The sequence below is a fragment of the Micromonospora sp. NPDC050980 genome (genome assembly GCF_040653835.1).
In the GTDB taxonomy this organism is placed as follows: Bacteria; Actinomycetota; Actinomycetes; order Mycobacteriales; family Micromonosporaceae; genus Micromonospora.
The window spans coordinates 17,017-34,101 of sequence record NZ_JBFAGS010000027.1; the positions used below are offsets into that span (position 1 = coordinate 17,017).

Consider the following 17,085-nt stretch of genomic DNA (forward strand, 5'->3'; position numbering starts at 1 on the left):
CCCACCACTGGGTGGGTTTCTGACACGCGCCGCACGGGGCGTTCTTCGCCGAAGCGGGCTCGCGCCGCCGGCACACGACCAGCCTCCGCTGTCGGAGCAAGTTGGAGTAAAAGTCTGACTTTTGGTCAGACGGGCCGCGCTGCGGCCGGCCGATACACGGCGGCCGGCGTCCGCCGGGAAGGTGGTCAACGTGGCTGATCCGGCGCAGGTCGGGGTCGTCCGCTTCGGTGCAAGCCAGCGCCGGCGACGTGCTCACAGCGACGACGATCCGCGCGTGCACCGGGTGACCGTGCGGCTGTCCGAGGCGGAGATGACGGCGGTCGAGGCGAACGCGGCGGCGGCCCGGATGGCCACCTCGGCGTACCTGGCGGAGGTCGGATCGGCGCCGCTCGTACCCGCCCCGGCCGGTCCGGACAACGCTGCGGAGACGGGCCCTCTACTGGTCGAACTGATGGGCGTGCACCGGCAGGTTCGGGGTGCGGCGCACAACCTCAACCAGGCCGTAGCGCGGCTGCATTCCACCGGTGAGCCGGGCGGAGACCTGGCCGCGGCGGCGGCGTACCTGGCGAGAGTGGCGGCGCGCGCCGACGAGCTGGTGACCGCGATCGCCGCCGCGCAGACGGGCCGGCGCTGATGATCCCGAAGGTCACGTACGGGGCTCGGGTGCGCGGGCTCCTGGAGTACCTGTGGGGTCCCGGGAAGGCCGAGGAACACGTCAATCCGCACCTGGTCGCCGGGTACGACGACGTGGCACTACTCGCCCCCGATCGCCGCGAGCGTGAGGGTGGCGGGTGGTCGCTGGAGGAGCTGGCGGCGCGGCTGGATGCGCCGCAGATCGCCGCTGGCGAGCGCGGGGTGCAGCAGTACGTGTGGCAGTGCTCGCTGAGCCTGCCCGCGCAGGAGGGGCAGCTCGACGACGCGACCTGGTCGCGGATCGCGGGCCGGTTCGTGGCCGAGATGGGCTTCACCGGCGACGCGGAGCGGGCCGGGTGCCGGTGGATCGCGGTGCGGCACGGACTGTCGGCCAAGGGCAACGACCACGTGCACCTCGTCGTCACCCTGGCCACAGAGGACGGGGCGCCGGTGTGGCTGCGGCAGGACAAGCGACGCAGCCAGCAGGTCGCCGACCTCCTGGAGGACGAGTTCGGACTCGGCAAGTGGACGCCTGGCCGGAGTGGGGCGACGAAGCGACCGGAGCTGAACCGACCGGAGGTCGACCGGGCCCGGCGCAGCGACCAAGCGCCGGACCGGGAACTGCTGCGTCGCCAGGTCCGTGCCGCCCTGGCCGGGGCCGGCAGCGAAGTCGAGTGGGTCGCACGGATGAAGGGCGCAGGGCTGCTGGTCGTCCCGCGCACTTCGGCGAAGGACCCGAACCAGGTGGTCGGGTACGCCGTCGCACTGCGGCCGACCGGGGCGGGCACGCCGACCTGGTACGCCGGGCGCAGCCTGGACGGAGACCTCAGCCTGCCCCAGGTCCGCACCCGGTGGCCCGAGGCCGAGCGGCCCCCGGTGGGCCAATGGAAGGCAGCGGATTCCACGGAATCGCACCTGCGTGGCGAGGACCGGATGGCGGTGTGGCGATCGTCGGCCGCCGCGCTGGAGGCGATCAGTGGCCGACTGGCCGGGGTAGCGCCCGACTCGCCGCAATGGCCAGCGGTGGCGCGGGCCAGCGCCGAGCTGCTGGCCCGGGTGGCGGCGGCCACCGAACCGTCAGGGCAGGGTCCGATGAGCCGGGCCGCCGATGCTCTGGCTCGGGCGGCGGCGCCACCGCGGCGCGCGCCGGCGCCGCTGGCGTCGTCGGTGGCTCGGGAGTTGGGTCGCGTGGCGGGCGCGCTGCTGGTGGCCGGACACGCCCGCGACGGCGGTGAGGCGGCCGTCCTGCTTGCTGTCGTCGTTCAGGCGGCCCGCCTGGTCGTGGCGCTGGCCGAGCTGCGCGCCGCGCAGCAGCAGGCCCACGCCGCGGGCGCCGCTGCTGTTGCCGCCGCGCACCTGATGCCCCTGCTCCGGTCCGGCGCCCAGCTCGTCGGCCAAGGGCACGGGCCGAACCAGGGAGGGCCGCCGCAGCGGCCGGTCCACACCGTGCCGGGCCCGGTCCGGCCCCGCGTCGACCCGAACGTCGAGCGGGATCCGCAGCTTTGAGGAGGACGAGCTCATGGCCGAGAACGAGATAGCCGAGATCCACCAGCGGGCCACCGCGGCGGTAACCGCCGCGATCCAGGCTGCCGGCCAGCTTGCGCAGGCGGCCATCGAGATCCGCATCGCCCAGCTCCAACGCGCCGCTCGGGCCAGCGAGGAGCAGGCCCGCCGCATCCGCGCCCAGGTACGGGCGGCCCAGCAGGCCGGCGCAACCGTATGGCGGCCGGCGACGCGGCCGTCGTGGTGGCGGCAGGCGTCGGCCGAGGACATCGCGCGGGCCTGGCGGGCCAGCGCCGAGTGGGCGGCCGTCGACCCGCGCGCCCAGGCCGCCCAACGGGTCATCGTGGTGCGGCTCGCCGAGCGCGGCGTCCACGTCGACCCGCAGACCGCCCGGCCGGGAGACGAAGCATGGCTGTCCGACCAGCTCGATCGCGCCGCCGTGGACGACGTCGACCGGCCGGCAGAGGCCCCACCGGCGGGAGCCCGGCATGGTGACGCCGGCGAGCGGCGCCGCACCGCCCAGGAGCGCCAGGAAGCGATGGCGGTGCACGTGCGGGAAGTGTGGTCCGCCGACCGGGCGGAGCGGGTCATCGCCTCGGCGGCGTGGCCGGCGCTGGCCTACAAGCTCGACCAGTTGGAGCGCGCCGGGCACGACGTGCGCAATCTGCTGCGGCAGGTTCCCGGCTTCGTCGACCGGGCCCACACCCCCGCTGCGTACGCGTTCCGGGTGGTCGACGACTACGCCACCGAGCAGGACTCCGGAGCGGCACAGGCCGACGACAAGGTCCGTGACGACGGGGACCGCCCCGGTGTCACCCTTGACGGTGAATGGCGGGAGACGGGCGGCGGCAGGAAGGAAAGCGCTCGCGGCGACCGCCCCCAGGCCGGCCAGACATCTGCCGAGCCCGGTGCTCCCGAGGTGAGCGGGGTGAAGATCGCGGCCCAGGCATTCCCTCACTCGACCGCCGCCGCGGTCACCGACGCCACGTCGGTGGGTCGGCCGACCGAGGCGCCGCCGGTACCACCGCGGTCCCCGTCTGCGGGCATGACCGCCGAGGCTCCGAGCCGGTAGACGACGTGCCGAGTCCGCCACCTCTGCCCCGCCAGCACCAATAGCACCAGCCCGCAGGCGACGTTGCTGGTGACTGCCGCCCTGAACAGGGGGTATCCTGCGGGCATGGCCAACAGCAGCCCCGACACCGGCGCGCGCAGCGAGGACGTCCTCGCCGCTGCCGGCATCGTCGTCACCCCGGAGGGCAAGGCCCGCGCCCGGGAGCGGCTCAGCGAGGCCAAGCGGCGGTGGACGCCGGAGCTGGACGCAGAGCTGCGCGCTCAGCTCGGCCTGCCCGCCCGCGCCGCGTGAACGAACGCCCCGTTCGCATCGTCCTCGACGCCTCCGCCGTCCTCGCGTTCTGCCGCGAGTCGATTCACGTGGGCGAGGTGATCGCCGAAGTCGCCGACGAGGACTGCGTGGTCGGCGTGCCGGTGATGTGCCTCGCGGAAGCGTCCCGCGGGGCGGTCGACACCGACCGGCTCGATCTGCTGGTCAACCACCCGGCCGTCGAGGTGCTCACCGTCGACCCTCTCAGCTGGCGGGCCCTGGCCGTCGTCTACGACACCGTCGGCCGGCTCGACGCCGCGAGCGCGCTCCTCGCCGCAGTCGACAGCGGCGGGTACGTGCTGACCGGGCAGCCGGGCCTGTACGCCGGGCTCGCCGGCGGTGGCCCGATCATCGTGTTCTGACCCGGAGACAACGAAGCGTCCGCACCTGCCCAGGGTGCGGGCGCTTCGCTCTGCGCTGGTCCACGAGGTAGCGATTGGGTGATCACGGAAAATCTATGTGCCCGTTCGCCTCTACCCGCTGACCACACCACAAGGTCAATGACGTTCCTCGAACTTATGGCGTGGTCAGCGGGCACACGGCATTCAAGATCGGCTACGAGACAACCCGCGCGGGAGCCGTCACTCTTGCACCTGGCGCTGCTGATTGGCAGGCCGGAGAGGGGCCTCCCGCCCGCCATCGACCGTAGGAAGTTGGACGGCGGGCGGGGGCCCGTACCGATCGGAGAATGACACATGCTCGGCCTCGATGACCAGCACGGATGGGCGGCTGCCGTCCTGCTGATCGCCCTCCCCACCGCGGTGGTATCGCTTGGCGCCGTCCTGGTGGCGGTCCTGGCACTGGCCGCCCGCCACCCGCGGACTCGCCGCCACTGCATCGACGTCCTCACCCAGCTCACCCGGTTCGTCGGTGCACTGCGAGGTGGGCGGTGAGCGCCGTCTCGCCGGTGCCGCCGGGTCGCCCCAGGGCGACCCGGCCGCCCCGGGTGACCATCAACAACGCGCTGCTCAGCGCCTGCGACGGGCCCGAGGGAAGCACCCCGCTGCACGAGGAGGTCCGGCAGAACCTGGAGCACCTCTGGAAGTACGGCGGCAATCGCGACGGCAGGACCCCGGGGCGTCGCCCTGAGAGGATCTTGATTCGGCCGGACTTCGTGCGGCAGAAGCCCGGCGCCGATCACGAGCCGGCCCTGGGCCGCCTGGTCCCGACCAAGGGGCTGGCGCTTCGGCTGGAGTTGCTGATGCTCTTCGACGCCCAGTGTCGGTACGGTCCCGGGGAGCGGGCCCGCATCGACCGCACGTTCGAGGACGTGGAGGCGAACGCGCCGATCAAGAGCTGGCAGAAGGTGGTGCTCTCCGACACCAGCTCCGACTACCGGGAAGCCGGTGCACTGCGGGGGCGGCAAATCAAGAAAGCGCTGCGGAGGCTCGACGAGCAGCACCTGGTGGACATCGGCCCAGACAAGAGCCGCCCGGGCAGGCGGGACCTCAACCGGATCACGCTGCTATCCGAGGCCAGTACCCCGGTCAGCCGGCCCAAATACACGGTGCCGTCGGAAGGCTTGTACGTCTCGCGTCACTTCTTCACCAGCCTGTGGGTGTTCGCGCTGACCAACACCGAGATCGCCATGTTCCTCGCCCTCTCGGCACGACGCGCAGCCTTCCCGATCGCGCACAACACCGGCAACGGCGTGTTCGTGGTGCAGGAGCACCGCCGTCAGTTCGGGTTCGCGGACAACACCTGGCGCAGCGCCCGTGCGCTGCATCGCTTCGGCCTGGTGGATCGCCGCCTCGATACAGAGCGCGACCCGCTGACCGGCATGATCACAGACTACGGCAGCCGCTGGAAGAAGCACGAGGTGATGCCGACGCGCTTCACCTTCATGGACGACGTGCTGGAGCAGCCGGCCGTGCCCACCATCGACCGGGTCCTGAACAATCCCACACCCGAGGACGAGTGGAGGCAGTGGTTCACCTGAACACCTCCTACCGCGGTAAGGGCGGCTCGTCGGGGGCCATCAGTACACTCCGGGAGAGCCGCCGGCAGGTCGGGCAGCAACCACCGAATGACGACCCGGCACCGCCGCTGCGCCGACGCGAGCACGCCGGGACGTCACTCTGACCGGACACGGATGGCGACCATGGCACTCAGGAGAGGGATGGCCGCGGCCCGGCGTCGATACAGGTCACCGCTCGGGCACATGGGCGTGGTCGTGGTGGGCGACCCGGAGGGGAGTGGCGGGGGCGGGTGAGACGGGCGCTGCCGCCCCGGCGCCGGTAGCAGGTACGAACGCCGTGGCGGCCACCGCAGCCGCGTGGACGGGCCGGGCGCCGATGCCACTCTGCGGCGGCTCTGCTGGCCGGGGGGTGAGCTTGTGCCAGACCAGGTTGGTCAAGCCCTGGCGGAACGCCTGATCGCCGTGGAGGTCGGCGAGGCGGACCACGTCGGCGGGGTCATCGAGCTGGGTGATGGCGGTGGTCATCGCGGCGGCGAACGTCGCGCTGAAGGTGGCCTGGTCGCCGGCGCGCGCGGCGGCCTGGACGGCGTCGACGCGCAGGGCCCGCTGAGTGCAGGCGTCGAGCAGCGCCCGATCCGCCGGCGTGGTGGCCGCGACGATGGCGGCCGGCGCCAGCGGGCTGATCACCTCGGACTGGCCCGCTTGGCTGTCGCGCTGCGTCGACGGGCCAGCGGCCGAGGCTGGCGGGGGCGCGTCGCGGACCGCCTGGTGCACGGCCTGCCCGGCGGCGCTGTAGAGGGCCTGGCGCCAGGCCGGGTCGTCGCACTTGAGCATCACCGCGACGGCCATCTCCGTGTTACCGGGGTCGGCGAGGGCGTGGGTGAGCGCCTTGTCGAACGAGGCGGAGAAGGCGGCCAGGTCGCTGGTACGGGCCGCGTCCTGGACGGCGCCGCCGCCGGCGACGTGCTGCACGCGCCGGTCCAGCCACGTCTGTTCGTCGGGGGTCAGGCTCTCGCGCAGGTCCGGCGGCATCCAGTCGCCGACCGTGACGGGTACGGCGGGCGGGGTGCCCGAGGGTGGTGGGGTGGTGTCGGCCATCAGGTCGATGACCGCGTTGATCGCGCGGAGCCGGCGGCGGGTGTCGAGCAGCTCGTCGCGGCGGGGGAACGGCTGGTCGAGCTGCTCGGTGGCCCGGGCGATCTCTTCGTGCTGGCCGGCGATGCGGGCCTGCACGGTGGCCCGGGTGGCGTCTAGGTCAGTGAGCTGGTTCTCCAGGCGGCGGACGAGACCGGTGGGGTCGCCTTCCACGGCGGAGGTGAGGCCGATGGTGGTGGAGGAGTCGGGTATTCCGTCGAATCGCAGGGCGACGAGCAGGCCGTCGCGGCCGGACCAGAACACGGCGTCGACGCCGAAGCCGCCGAGCTGGGCGACGCCGGCGGCTTCGCGCCGGTCGGTGGAGGCGACGCCCTGCGCGGTGGCGGTCAGGGCATGTTGCAGGGCGCGGCCGGCCTCGGCGCGTTTGGTGAACCGGTGCCCGGCGACGGTCATGGCGAACTTCTCGCCGCGGGTGTCCTGGCGGCGGGCGATGACGTCGTCGAGCACCTCAACGCGGCGGGTGTCCTTGGTGATCCACGCCTTCAGCTCGCCGACCTGGCGGCGCAGCGCTGCCTGGGTGTTGTGGTGGGTCCGGTCGGCGCGTTCGAGGCGGGTGAGGTCCTGGGCGACCTGCTCGCGGTCCATCAGCAGCGGGTTGCCGGTGGCGATGGCCTTGATCTGGTGCGCCTGGAGGGTCTCGTCGCTGACGTCCTCGATCTCGCGCGCGGAGGTGCCGCGCATGATCTGGTCGATGAAGGTGCCCTTGCGGGCCACGGTCTGCCAGGAGAAGGCGTCGAAGCTGCCGGCGACGACGTAGCGGTAGATGCTGACCTCGGGGTTCTGGTTGCCCTGGCGCAGGATGCGTCCCTCGCGCTGCGTGACGTCGGCCGGGCGCCACGGGCAGTCGAGGTGGTGCAGGGCGATCGCGCGGGCCTGGACGTTGGTGCCGACGCCCATCTTGGCGGTCGAGCCGACGAGCACGGCGACGTCGCCGGAGCGGCAGGCGTTGAACAGGCTCGCCTTCTTGGCGTCGGTGTCGGCCTCGTGGATGTAGCGGATCTTCTCCCGGGGCATCCCCCGCTCGACGAGCAGGTCGGCCAGGGCGTCGTAGGCGTTCCAGCGCTCGGGGTTCGGGGTGGACTGGTCGCAGAAGACGATCTGCAGCGCGCCCGGGGTGGGGTGCGGGACGGGGTCGGCCGCGTCGGGGTTGACCAGGTAGACGGTGTCGCGGGTGTCGCGCCAGATCGCCGCGATCCGCTCCGCCGCGGCGTCGATCTTGCCGGGTGCGGTCTGCTGTTCGCCGATGAGCCGCAGGTCCAGGGAGGCGGCGCGGGCCTCGCCGGAGACCTTGAGCATGTTGTCTTCGCTGGGCTCGACCTGCCGGTTGCGGATCCGCTCGACGCGCTCGTCCAGGCCGGAGATGAACTCCTCCAGCTCCGGGGCCGGGTCGAGGGTGACGATGTGCGGGGCGCGTTCGCCGTCGTCGCGCTGCGTCAACTGCGGGGTGGGCAGGGCCAGGTCCTCGGGGGTGCGGACGTCGCCGTAGGTGCGCATCATCAGCGACAGCTCGGGCACGTTGGCGTACTTGGCCAGCCGGGCGCGCATCTGGAAGCCCTGCCCGGTCGGGGACACCTCGATGGCGGTGACGACCTTGGCGAAGGTGGCCGCCCAGGTGTCGAAGTCGGTGGTTCCGGTGGCCTGTAGGAGGTCGGGGCGGAGCTGGCGGGTCACCACGTACAGCTCCCGGACGCTGTTGGCGATCGGGGTGGCGGTGGCCCCGCACACCACCCGCTGGCCGCGCTGGCGGCGCAGGTAGGACAGCTTCATCCGGAAGTCGACCGCGCGGTCGGAGCCGTCGTTGCCGGCGTCGGGGATGGAGCTGGTGATGGTGTCGTTCTTCAGCTCGTGCAGCTCGTCGCGGTAGACGTAGTCGATGCCGGTCTGCTCGAACGTGACGCCCGGGTCGCGGGCCTTGTCGAGCTTCTCCTTGACCCGCTCCTCCTTGCGCAGCAGCGCCTTCTGCAGGCGCTTGACGCTGCTGGAGCGCTTGGCGTCCTCACCGTTGGCGATGGCCTGCTCACCGGCGCGGACGATCTTGTCGCGCAGCTCCGCCAGCTCCTCGTCGAGGAAGCGGCTCTGCTCGTCCGGGGACAGTGACAGCCGCTCGAAGAACGAGGCCGCCATGATGATCGCGTCCCAGTCGCCGGTGGCGCAGCGGGCGACGAACCGGCGGCGCCGGTCGGTGCTCATGTCGTCGCGGCCGGCGGCCAGCAGCCGGGCCCGGGGGTAGATCTGCAGGAACTCGCGGGTGAACTGCTCCAGCATGTGGTTGGGCACCACGATGGCCGGCTTGTTGACCAGGCCGAGGCGGCGCTGCTCCATCGCGGAGATGGCCATCACCGCGGTCTTGCCCGCGCCGACGGCGTGGAACAGCCCGACGGCCGGCTCGGCGACGATGCGGGCGACCGCCTCCACCTGGTGCGGGCGGGGTGTGAAGCCGACCGCGATGCCGGGCAGCGACCGGGTCACCCCGACGTAGCTGCGCGGCACGGTGGCGTTGAACATCTCGTTGTAGGTCGTGGCGACCTGCTCGGCGCGGTCCGGGTCCTCCCACACCCACGCGCCGAAGCGTTCCTCCAGCTCGATCGCCTTGGCCTGCGCGGCGGCGGTGGCCTCCACGTCGAGGGCGCGTTTGCCCTCCTCCACCTCCACGAACACCCGGATCGGGGTCTTGGTCAGCAGCCGCTGCGCGAGGTCCGGCGCGGCCATCCCGGGGGTGCCCCAGGTCGAGCGGGCCAGGACACCGGCGCGGGAGCCGCGGACCCGCCAGTCGGACCCGCCGACGTGCTCCACCCGCAGGCCCGGGTCGCGCAGCGTCTCCTGGAGGAACTGCTGGATGAGGGGGGCGGGCAGGAACGGGGCGCCGAACGCCGCGTCGATCTCCCCCGGCCCGAGGTCGCGGGGGATCACCCGTTGCAGGGCGCGCACGTTGGTCTCGAAGCGCGGGTCCGTCTCGGCGGCGGCCTGGGCGGCGCGCAGCTTCACGCGCACGTTGCCCGACAGGTACTCCGGGGCCTCCACGAGCCGGCCCGTGGACGGGTCGTCGTAGACCAGGTCGCCGAGCGCGGCGCGGGCCTCCGGCTCGCTGACCCCGAGCAGCCGGGCGACCTCGGGCAGCCGCACGTCGCCGTGGGTGTCGACGCAGATGGCCAGGGCGTCGGCCGGGGTGTCCGCGCCGAGCTGCGGCGCCCGGGGCAGGATCACCCGGCGGGCGAAGATGTCGGCCTTCGTCGCGGTCTGGGTGGTGTCGTCGAAGTGCTCCAGGGCGAACACGGTGGCGGCGTGCGGGTCGGTCTGCCGGAAGCGGCCCATCGGCGGGTTGATCCGGGCCATCTTCGGCTCGCCCGTCTCCGGGTCGGTCCGGCCGGTGCGGCGCAGGGTGTAGCGGTTGAGCGGACCGTGGGCGGCCAGGTAGGCGTCGTATCGGTCGTTCAGCTCGGCGCGCAGTGCCGCCGGTGACCCCGGCGCGGGCGGGCCGCCGTGCTCGTCGCCGTCGTCGACGGTGGCGGCCTCCGCCGTCAGCAGCGCGGTCACGGTGTCGCGCAGCCCGAGCAGCGCCCGCAGCTCGTCGGCCTGGCTGGCGGGCACCTCGTGCGGCACCACCTGGCCGTCGGCGACGGTGGTGAAGGTCCCGTCGTCCTGGGCTTCGAGGTGGCCCTCGGCGCGGTCGGTGGGCGCGAGCACCGCCAGCGGCTCGGCCGGCCGGTCGCCGTCGACGCGCGGCGTCATGGTCAGGCCCTCCCGGCGGGCCTCGTCGACGACGTCGCGCAGCACCCGGGCGAGGGCCTCACCGGTGTTGTCGCCCGCGCGGACGATCAACTCGCCGTCGCGGTTCATGCCCCGCCCGAGCGTCATCTCGCCGAGCACCCGCTCCGGCCGGTCGGCGAAGTATTCGTTGACCTGGTCGGCCTGCTCGCCGGCGGTGTCCAGGTCCAGGGGCCGGGTCTGCTCCCAGGCGATCGGCCCGGGCTCGCGGTCCGGCTCGCGCCGGCGCAGGATCAGCAGGTCGGTGATGGCCTGGGTGCCGGCGGTGGCCTGGTGCGCTCCCGACGGCAGGCGCACCGCGGCGACCAGGTCGGCCAGCGCCGCCATCTCCCGCCGGGCGGCGGGGTTCGCCGAGTCCAGGGTGTAGCGGGAGGTGAGCACCGCGACCAGGCCGCCGGGCCGGGTCAGGTGCAGCGACTTGATGATGAAGTGGTTGTGGATGCTGTGCCGGCCGGGGTTGTGCCGCCGGTCGGTCAGCCGCACGTCGGCGTACGGCACGTTGCCCACGGCCAGGTCGAACGCGCCGGACGGGGCCCGGGTGTCGGCGAAGCTCTCGGTCCGGATCTCCGCGTGCGGGTACAGCGCGGCGGCGATGCCGGCCGTCACCGGGTCCAGCTCCACGCCGACCATCCGCGCCTGCGGCGGGGCCAGGCCGATGAAGTTGCCCGACCCGCAGCCCGGTTCAAGGACCGCCCCGCCGTCGAAGCCCAGCTCCCGCACCGCGTCCCAGATCGCGCGCACGTACGCCGCGTCGGTGTAGTGGGCGTTGAGGGTGGTCAGCTCCGCCGCGGCGTACTCCTGCGGCGACAGCAGCTCCCGCAGCTCGGCGCGCTGCTGGGCGAACCGGGCGTAGTCGGGGTGGTTGGTGCGGGACTCGAACACCCCCGGCACCGCGCCCCAGCTCGCCCACCGCGCGAGCACGGCCTGCTCCTGCCTCGTGGCCGGGCGGCCAGCGGCTTGCACCTCCCGCAGGGTCCGCAGGGCGGCCAGGTTCGCACGGAGCTTGGCCATCTCGCCGGCGGGCGCCAGGTCCTGCTGCCCGCCGGGTCGGAACGATTCCGCGGCATCACCGGCGCCGCCGTCGGCGTCCGCCCCGGCGCTCTGGTCCGCAGCGGTATCGCTGGCCTCGTCGGCCGGTACGGCTACCGGGCCGGGGTCTGCGGCTCGTCCTCGTCGTCCTCCTCCTCCGCGACCCGCTGCCACCACGGGTCGTTCGGGTCCTCCACCAGCGGTGTCCACGTCGGGCCCGCCGCCGGCGTCGCCGACCCGGTCGGCGTCTCGTCCGCTGGCTGCTCGGCGTTCGGGTCCATCAGGATCAGCTCGGGGAGGATCTCCTCCTCCGCCATCTGCTTCGCCGCGTTCAGCCGGCCGAGCTTGCCGAGATACCCCTCGCCCGGCTGATCCGGACCGGCCAGCTCCCGCGTCCGCTGCTCGATCTGCTCCGCCGCCTGCTCCCCCAAAGTCGAGAAGAAGCTGCTCGGGTCCTCGATGGTCGCGTACCGCTGGGGCAGGTACGTCCGCCAGTGCTTCTGGGCCTGCGCCCCGTAGTGGTTCATCCGTCTCCTCCGCGTCGGCCGGGCCGTCCTGGTCACCGTCGGCGGGCGGGTCGGCGGTCGCCTGCTCGCCCGCGTCGACCACCGGCGGCGCGTGCGCCGTGGCCGCGCCGTCCAGGACGGCCGGAGCGGGGGCCGGCACGTCGACCACGGGCGTGGCCGGCTGCACCCCGGGGTCAGGCTCCGGATCCAGGTGCCGGGCGACGTACGCCTCCAGGGCGGCGATGTCCACCCCGCTCGCGCCGACCTGGTATCGCAGCAGCGACCGCGCCGAGCGGGCGACGCCGGCGCGGCCCGCGGACGTCTGGTAGGTGCGGGCCGCCCACTCGACCCGGGCGGTGACCACGGCCTCCAGCAGCGGCCGAGCACGGTCCTGCGGCCGGGGGCCGACCGCCCGCAGCGCTCCCGGCGTCGTGGGGTGAGCCTGCACGGCAGGGGCGAGCAGGTGGTAGGCGCGCTCGGCCGCGCGCCGGCCGGCCTCGCCGGCGCCGATGGCCACGGTCACGCCCGCGGCCACGTCGGTCTGCTCGGTGAGCATCGCGACCTGGGCGGGTGTCAGCGTCGGCCCGCACGGTGCGACCACCACCGGGGCGTCCTCGCCGGCCGTCGCGGACCGCGCGATCGCCTCCAGCGCCGTGGCGGCCACCACCACCGGCCGGCCGGTCCGCTCCGGCTGCTCGGCAAGCCCGACCAGCGCGTCGGCCGGCCGGTGGATCGCCGTGGCAGGGCCGTGCAAAACCGCAGGCACCGACTCATCGGCGCCCGGCGGGGCGTACCCGACGAAGCTGACCACGGCGTTCGTCTGGGGATCGCGCACGCCGACCACAACCCGGTCCTGGAAGCGGTCAACCAGCAGTCCGCCCCGGCCGGTCGAGGCCAGCCCGGAGGCCAGAATCTCGGTGTCGGTGAAGCCGGCCCGGCGCAGCTCGTTGACCAGCGCCGTCGGGCGGCCCGGCGCGTACCCGAGCATCCACCGGCCGTCGACCGGCACGCCCTGCCCAGCCAGCCACCGACGCGGCCCCGCGCCGCCCGGCCCGTCGAGCTGCGCCCGGTAGAAGCGGGCCGCCAGGTCCTGCGCGGCAAGTAGCCGGTCCTGCTCGGCGGTGGTCACCCGGGACCGCGTCGGAGGCCGGGGTGCGACCTGGGCGTCCAGGGATGCCGCGCGCAGCGCCAAGGCCGCGGCCCGGTCGCGGGCCGCGTCGACGCGCTCGGCAACCTCAGCCGCGACCTGGTCGTCGCTGCGGTCAGGCATCGTCATGAAGCCCGCTCGTCGTCGGGCTCACCCGAAGCCAACAGCCCTTGCGCGCGCAACCGCTCGAACAGCCGTTGATGGTGCTCCAGCGTGGACGTGAGCTGGTCGATCTGGTCCTGCAAGCCCGCGATCGTGCTGTCCACAGTTCGCGGTGCAGGCTGCGCAGCTTCGTCGGTCATCGTGCCCCCGTAGTGATCGACTCCCCGCCCACGGTAGTCAGCCCCGGCACGCTACGTCGAGATAGATCCGGGCCGCTACCGCCGGCGCTCGCCCGAGGGGTTGATGCCGCGGAATCACACTCAGGGCAGCAAGCTGGGCCAGCAGACGCCGACCGGCTCCCGACCGTCGTGGTCGTGCTTTCCAGTATCGACGCCTCCGGCGGGGCCTCTCTCGGAGATCCGGGAGGGGACCACAGGTGCCAGGTGGGTGAGTGGTCGCCCAGAGGTGGGACCTCCCCGCGCCGGCCGCCCAGAGGGCTACCAGACCGGCTCTGGGGCGACCAGGCCAAGCCGCTTCGCGGTCGGCTTCGCCGAGCCTGGCCACCCCAGAGCCGGCCCGGTCGATCGGAGATCGGCCGACACGAGGAGATCCCACCCCACCCCCGGCACCGCGCGCGGGCAAGCCCGCAACCCCTGACCCAGGACCTACGCCGACCCCTGCGCCGCGTCGTACCGGTCGAGCACGTACTTGACGCTGGTCTTGGCCCACTGCCCCTTCCCCGACGGGGTCGGGACCTGCTCCGCGTTCAACGCCGTGGCGATCGCGGCCAGTGACAGGCCCTCACCCCGCAGCTGCGCCGCCCGGGCGGCCGAGGGCGGCAACGGCGCCGGCGGGCGACCCAACCGCACACCCCGGTCCCGAGCCGCCGCCATCCCCGCCGACACCTCGGGCCTGCGCATCTCCGATTCGCTGCTCATGCCCCTCAGCGTACGGCAAAAAGGTACAGAAAAAGCCCCCGCCAGCAGCTTTTTCTATACCTTTTCCTGTACGATCGAGGAGTAAGGAACGGCCCGGCCGGGTGCAGCAACACCCAGCCGGGCCAGGAAGAACCGCCCTCTGCGAAAGGGAGTTCCATGACCCAGCGTACGACGATCCCGACCCGGGAGATCGACCACGACAACGAGTGCGTCGGCTGCGGCACGCACTTCGCCAACCCGTGCGACCCGCTGTGCCCGTTCGAGACCGGGGAGTTCGGGCCGGCGGTCATTTTGCGGGCCGCCAACCGCCGAGTGCTCGACCACCCGGCCGGGGTCGGCTACGACATCGCCGGCGCGATCTTCGCCGCCGCCGTCGACCTGGTCGGCCGCGACCAGGCGCAGGCCCTCGCCGACGAGTCCCGGCAGGCGCTGGCCGACTTCCTCGTCGGCCAGTGGGGACCGCGGGCCCAGCCGATCCACAACCAGGTGGTCTACCGGCACGGCCTCTTCGCCCACCCCTACGAGATCGCGACCTCGCTGTATGGCGCGGCGGACCAGTATGACGACAACACCCCCACCCCCAACGACTGCTGAGACCCAGCCGGGCCGGCCCACCGTGGCCGGCCCGGCTTCCACAGCCCGACTCAGCACATCGAAGGGATCGAGACCATGACCAGCACCACCCAGACCCGCCCCGCCCAGCTCGCGCCGGTCCGCATCGGCCGGGGCCGCGCTGTCCACCTCGGCAACCTGAGCAGCATCAAGGGCCCGGCCGGCGAGCCCCGTTACGTCTCCAGCTCGTGCGGCGCCGGCACCCGAGGCGACACCGTCGTGGCCGGCGCTGCCATCGCCGAGCCGATCGACTGTCGTACCTGCACGAAGGCCAACTCGATCCGTGTGGCCTGGATCAACGCCAGGGTGATCGCGGCAACCAGCGAGCCGGTGACCCTGCCGCACACCGGCCTGACCGTGCCGCATACCCAGCTCCGAGTCGACGGCCCCACCCAGTCCGGACCCGACCGCGCGGAACAGCACCGGCTGTACCTCGGCGACCGCTTCCTCGGGTGGATCACCACGCACCCGCACCGCCCGCACCGAACGGCCACCTACCGCCCGGTGAACCTCCACTTCTGGGGAAGGGACCTCGACGATTACGCCGCCACGGCCCGGCTGTTCACCGGCGAGGCCGCCACCGTCGCCGACGTGCTGGCCGAGCTGGTCCGCGAGCACATCACCGCGGCGGACGTCGCCGAGCGGGTGACTGCCTTTCGAGCCCCGGTCCGGCTCATGCAGCACACCCTCGACGGCGACGACCAGCCGGTCGGGGCGCCATACCCGATCACCTACGCCAGCGTCACCGCGCCGCTAACCACCGACCCTGCCTGGCACCGCGCCGTCGCTCGCGCCCTGCACCGCGATCGCCCCACCAGCCCTGGCCAGCACTGGCAAATCTGGACCCCCACCGGCTGGACTCGGCTACCCGAAGTGTTCGACCTCGATCAGGACCTCCGCTGACCCGCCCTCTGCGCCCGGTTCGCCGTGGGCCGGGCGCAGAGGGCGCCGGCCCTACCAGCCACCCGCCAAGGGAGACCCATGACCACTAGCCATCGGGCCGACGCCCGCGCCATCCTCGCCACCGCCACTCCGGCCACCCATCGCCCACTGCTGGCCTGGGCCGTCGGGATCACAGCCTGCGGTCACGCCATCAACCCCGTGACCTACTGGCGTACCCGAGACGCCTCACGGATCGCCCCGGAGTACGCCGGGCAGACGCTGCCCGCCGGCCGGATGCTCCGGCTCGCCAAGCCCCGGATCGAGATCACCGATGGAAACCTACACTCGCCGCTACGGCTGACCTGGGTCGACCTATGCGCCGTGCTGGACAGCGGCCGGGTCACCGCCGAACTGATCCGTTACTGCGAACAGGCCGTCATCGCCTGGCGCGACCATCCTGGCGGATTTCGGGGTGCCGGCTGGACCGACGTCGTCGACACCTGCTCCCGGGCTGGAGAGGCCGTTTGGGTAGCGTGCCGGCCGGCTGACCCTGGTGAGCAGCTCGACCTGTTCGCCACCGCCGGCATCGAGGGCTGACCAGCAGTCATCAGGATCTCGGACCGGAGGGCACGCCGCGATCTCGGTTCGGCCGCCGTCTCGTGCCGCGATCACGTCGGCCGCCTCGTCGGTCGTGGCCGGCAAGGCGTCCGGGTCGGCCGGCGAACAACCAGGGGGTGGGCACCATCCGGTGCCCGTCCCCTGCTACCAGCGAAAGATGTCGAATCCCGGATCAGTCTGCAGGTGGTGAAAGTTGATGAGCAGGCCCGTGTGCGTGTAGAAGTTCAGTGCACTGAACAGGGCAAACCCGGCACCGGAGATGCTCCAGGACCAGTAGAGAATGTGCCACGCCAGCCGGGATCGGCCACGCAGCGCGGTACCGAACACCAGGCATCCGAGCGCGGCCAGTCCGTACAGGCCGAGTCCGAATCCGAGGTTCTCGATGGCCGGCAGGTGCCCGATCCGGCCGGTGATCGGCTCGGCCTCCGGTGCTCCTCCTACGGCGTCGAACCGCACGATCGCCGCCGCGCAGAAGACCAGGACGACGCCGATCCAGAAGATGATCCAGGTGGTCGGCACCAGTCCGGCTCGTAGCTGTTGGATGTCGACCTGGTCGTCGTGCCGGACGTGGCGGGCGAGCCACCAGCCGGCGGCGATCACGGCAGCGCCCAGGATCAGTGATGGCTCGAAGAACAGCGTGTCGATCCAGCTCTTTTCCGAGTGCAGGGGGTGCAGCAGGGTGCCGGCCAGCGCCAGGGGGTAGAGGACCAGGGCCAGGCCGGCGAACGCGGCGACCCAGCCGGTGCGGCTGAACGCCGTGCGGTCCATGAACAGCAGCGGGGCCTTGGTGCCGCTGGCCACCGCCCAGAATCGGGGCACCAGCATCAACGCCAGGCCGGCCATCACGCCCACAGTCGTGTTGTACATGATCAGGGTGTCCATGGTGCTCCTGTCTC

At 72.9% G+C, this 17,085-nt stretch carries 14 protein-coding genes; 10 read left to right on the forward strand and 4 right to left on the reverse strand.

The features are described 5' to 3' along the window. The first annotated feature begins 190 nt into the window (after window positions 1-190). The 7 genes from AB0H28_RS26765 (at window position 191) to AB0H28_RS26795 (ending at window position 5,456) form a co-directional block, all read left to right on the forward strand. A complete protein-coding gene (locus AB0H28_RS26765; RefSeq protein ID WP_358045728.1) occupies window positions 191-634 on the forward strand; it encodes a hypothetical protein in 444 nt (147 codons plus the stop codon). After that, window positions 634-2,139, forward strand: coding sequence for a relaxase (locus AB0H28_RS26770; RefSeq protein ID WP_358045731.1), 1,506 nt, complete (start codon window positions 634-636; stop codon window positions 2,137-2,139). Before AB0H28_RS26765 ends, AB0H28_RS26770 begins: the two co-directional genes overlap by 1 nt. A gap of 13 nt (window positions 2,140-2,152) precedes the next feature. Next, window positions 2,153-3,208, forward strand: a complete 1,056-nt coding sequence (locus AB0H28_RS26775; RefSeq protein WP_358045734.1) for a hypothetical protein — start codon at window positions 2,153-2,155, stop codon at window positions 3,206-3,208. A gap of 105 nt (window positions 3,209-3,313) precedes the next feature. Next, window positions 3,314-3,499 (forward strand): hypothetical protein, encoded by a 186-nt coding sequence (locus AB0H28_RS26780; protein WP_355068801.1) that lies wholly within the window; start codon window positions 3,314-3,316, stop codon window positions 3,497-3,499. Next, window positions 3,496-3,879: a hypothetical protein gene (locus AB0H28_RS26785; RefSeq protein WP_358045737.1), complete on the forward strand. Its 384-nt coding sequence runs from the start codon at window positions 3,496-3,498 to the stop codon at window positions 3,877-3,879. The genes AB0H28_RS26780 and AB0H28_RS26785 overlap by 4 nt, the downstream gene beginning before the upstream one ends. 333 nt (window positions 3,880-4,212) lie before the next feature. Beyond that, window positions 4,213-4,410, forward strand: coding sequence for a hypothetical protein (locus tag AB0H28_RS26790; RefSeq protein ID WP_358045740.1), 198 nt, complete (start codon window positions 4,213-4,215; stop codon window positions 4,408-4,410). Further along, window positions 4,407-5,456, forward strand: a complete 1,050-nt coding sequence (locus tag AB0H28_RS26795; protein WP_358045743.1) for a hypothetical protein — start codon at window positions 4,407-4,409, stop codon at window positions 5,454-5,456. Before AB0H28_RS26790 ends, AB0H28_RS26795 begins: the two co-directional genes overlap by 4 nt. A gap of 207 nt (window positions 5,457-5,663) precedes the next feature. Here the strand turns inward: AB0H28_RS26795 and AB0H28_RS26800 are convergent, their stop codons facing one another. From AB0H28_RS26800 to AB0H28_RS26810, 3 genes are all read right to left on the reverse strand, one after another. Further along, window positions 5,664-13,166, reverse strand: a complete 7,503-nt coding sequence (locus tag AB0H28_RS26800; RefSeq protein WP_358045746.1) for a helicase — start codon at window positions 13,164-13,166, stop codon at window positions 5,664-5,666. Next, complete coding sequence (locus AB0H28_RS26805) at window positions 13,163-13,339, reverse strand: hypothetical protein (RefSeq protein WP_358045749.1); 177 nt, start codon at window positions 13,337-13,339, stop codon at window positions 13,163-13,165. Before AB0H28_RS26805 ends, AB0H28_RS26800 begins: the two co-directional genes overlap by 4 nt. Before the next feature lie 465 nt (window positions 13,340-13,804). Then, window positions 13,805-14,077, reverse strand: a complete 273-nt coding sequence (locus tag AB0H28_RS26810) for a recombinase family protein (protein WP_358045752.1) — start codon at window positions 14,075-14,077, stop codon at window positions 13,805-13,807. A 156-nt stretch (window positions 14,078-14,233) separates the two neighbouring features. Between AB0H28_RS26810 and AB0H28_RS26815 the strand changes: the two genes are divergently transcribed. The 3 genes from AB0H28_RS26815 to AB0H28_RS26825 all read left to right on the forward strand — a co-directional run bounded on the left by AB0H28_RS26815 (window position 14,234) and on the right by AB0H28_RS26825 (window position 16,168). Next, a complete protein-coding gene (locus AB0H28_RS26815; protein WP_358045755.1) occupies window positions 14,234-14,671 on the forward strand; it encodes a hypothetical protein in 438 nt (145 codons plus the stop codon). A gap of 75 nt (window positions 14,672-14,746) precedes the next feature. Next, complete coding sequence (locus tag AB0H28_RS26820) at window positions 14,747-15,592, forward strand: hypothetical protein (RefSeq protein ID WP_358045758.1); 846 nt, start codon at window positions 14,747-14,749, stop codon at window positions 15,590-15,592. 78 nt (window positions 15,593-15,670) lie between these two features. Next, window positions 15,671-16,168 (forward strand): hypothetical protein, encoded by a 498-nt coding sequence (locus AB0H28_RS26825; RefSeq protein ID WP_358045761.1) that lies wholly within the window; start codon window positions 15,671-15,673, stop codon window positions 16,166-16,168. A gap of 165 nt (window positions 16,169-16,333) precedes the next feature. On the opposite strand, the gene AB0H28_RS26830 is transcribed toward AB0H28_RS26825, so the two are convergent. Continuing rightward, complete coding sequence (locus tag AB0H28_RS26830; protein ID WP_358045764.1) at window positions 16,334-17,071, reverse strand: hypothetical protein; 738 nt, start codon at window positions 17,069-17,071, stop codon at window positions 16,334-16,336. Between the last annotated feature and the right edge of the window lie 14 nt (window positions 17,072-17,085).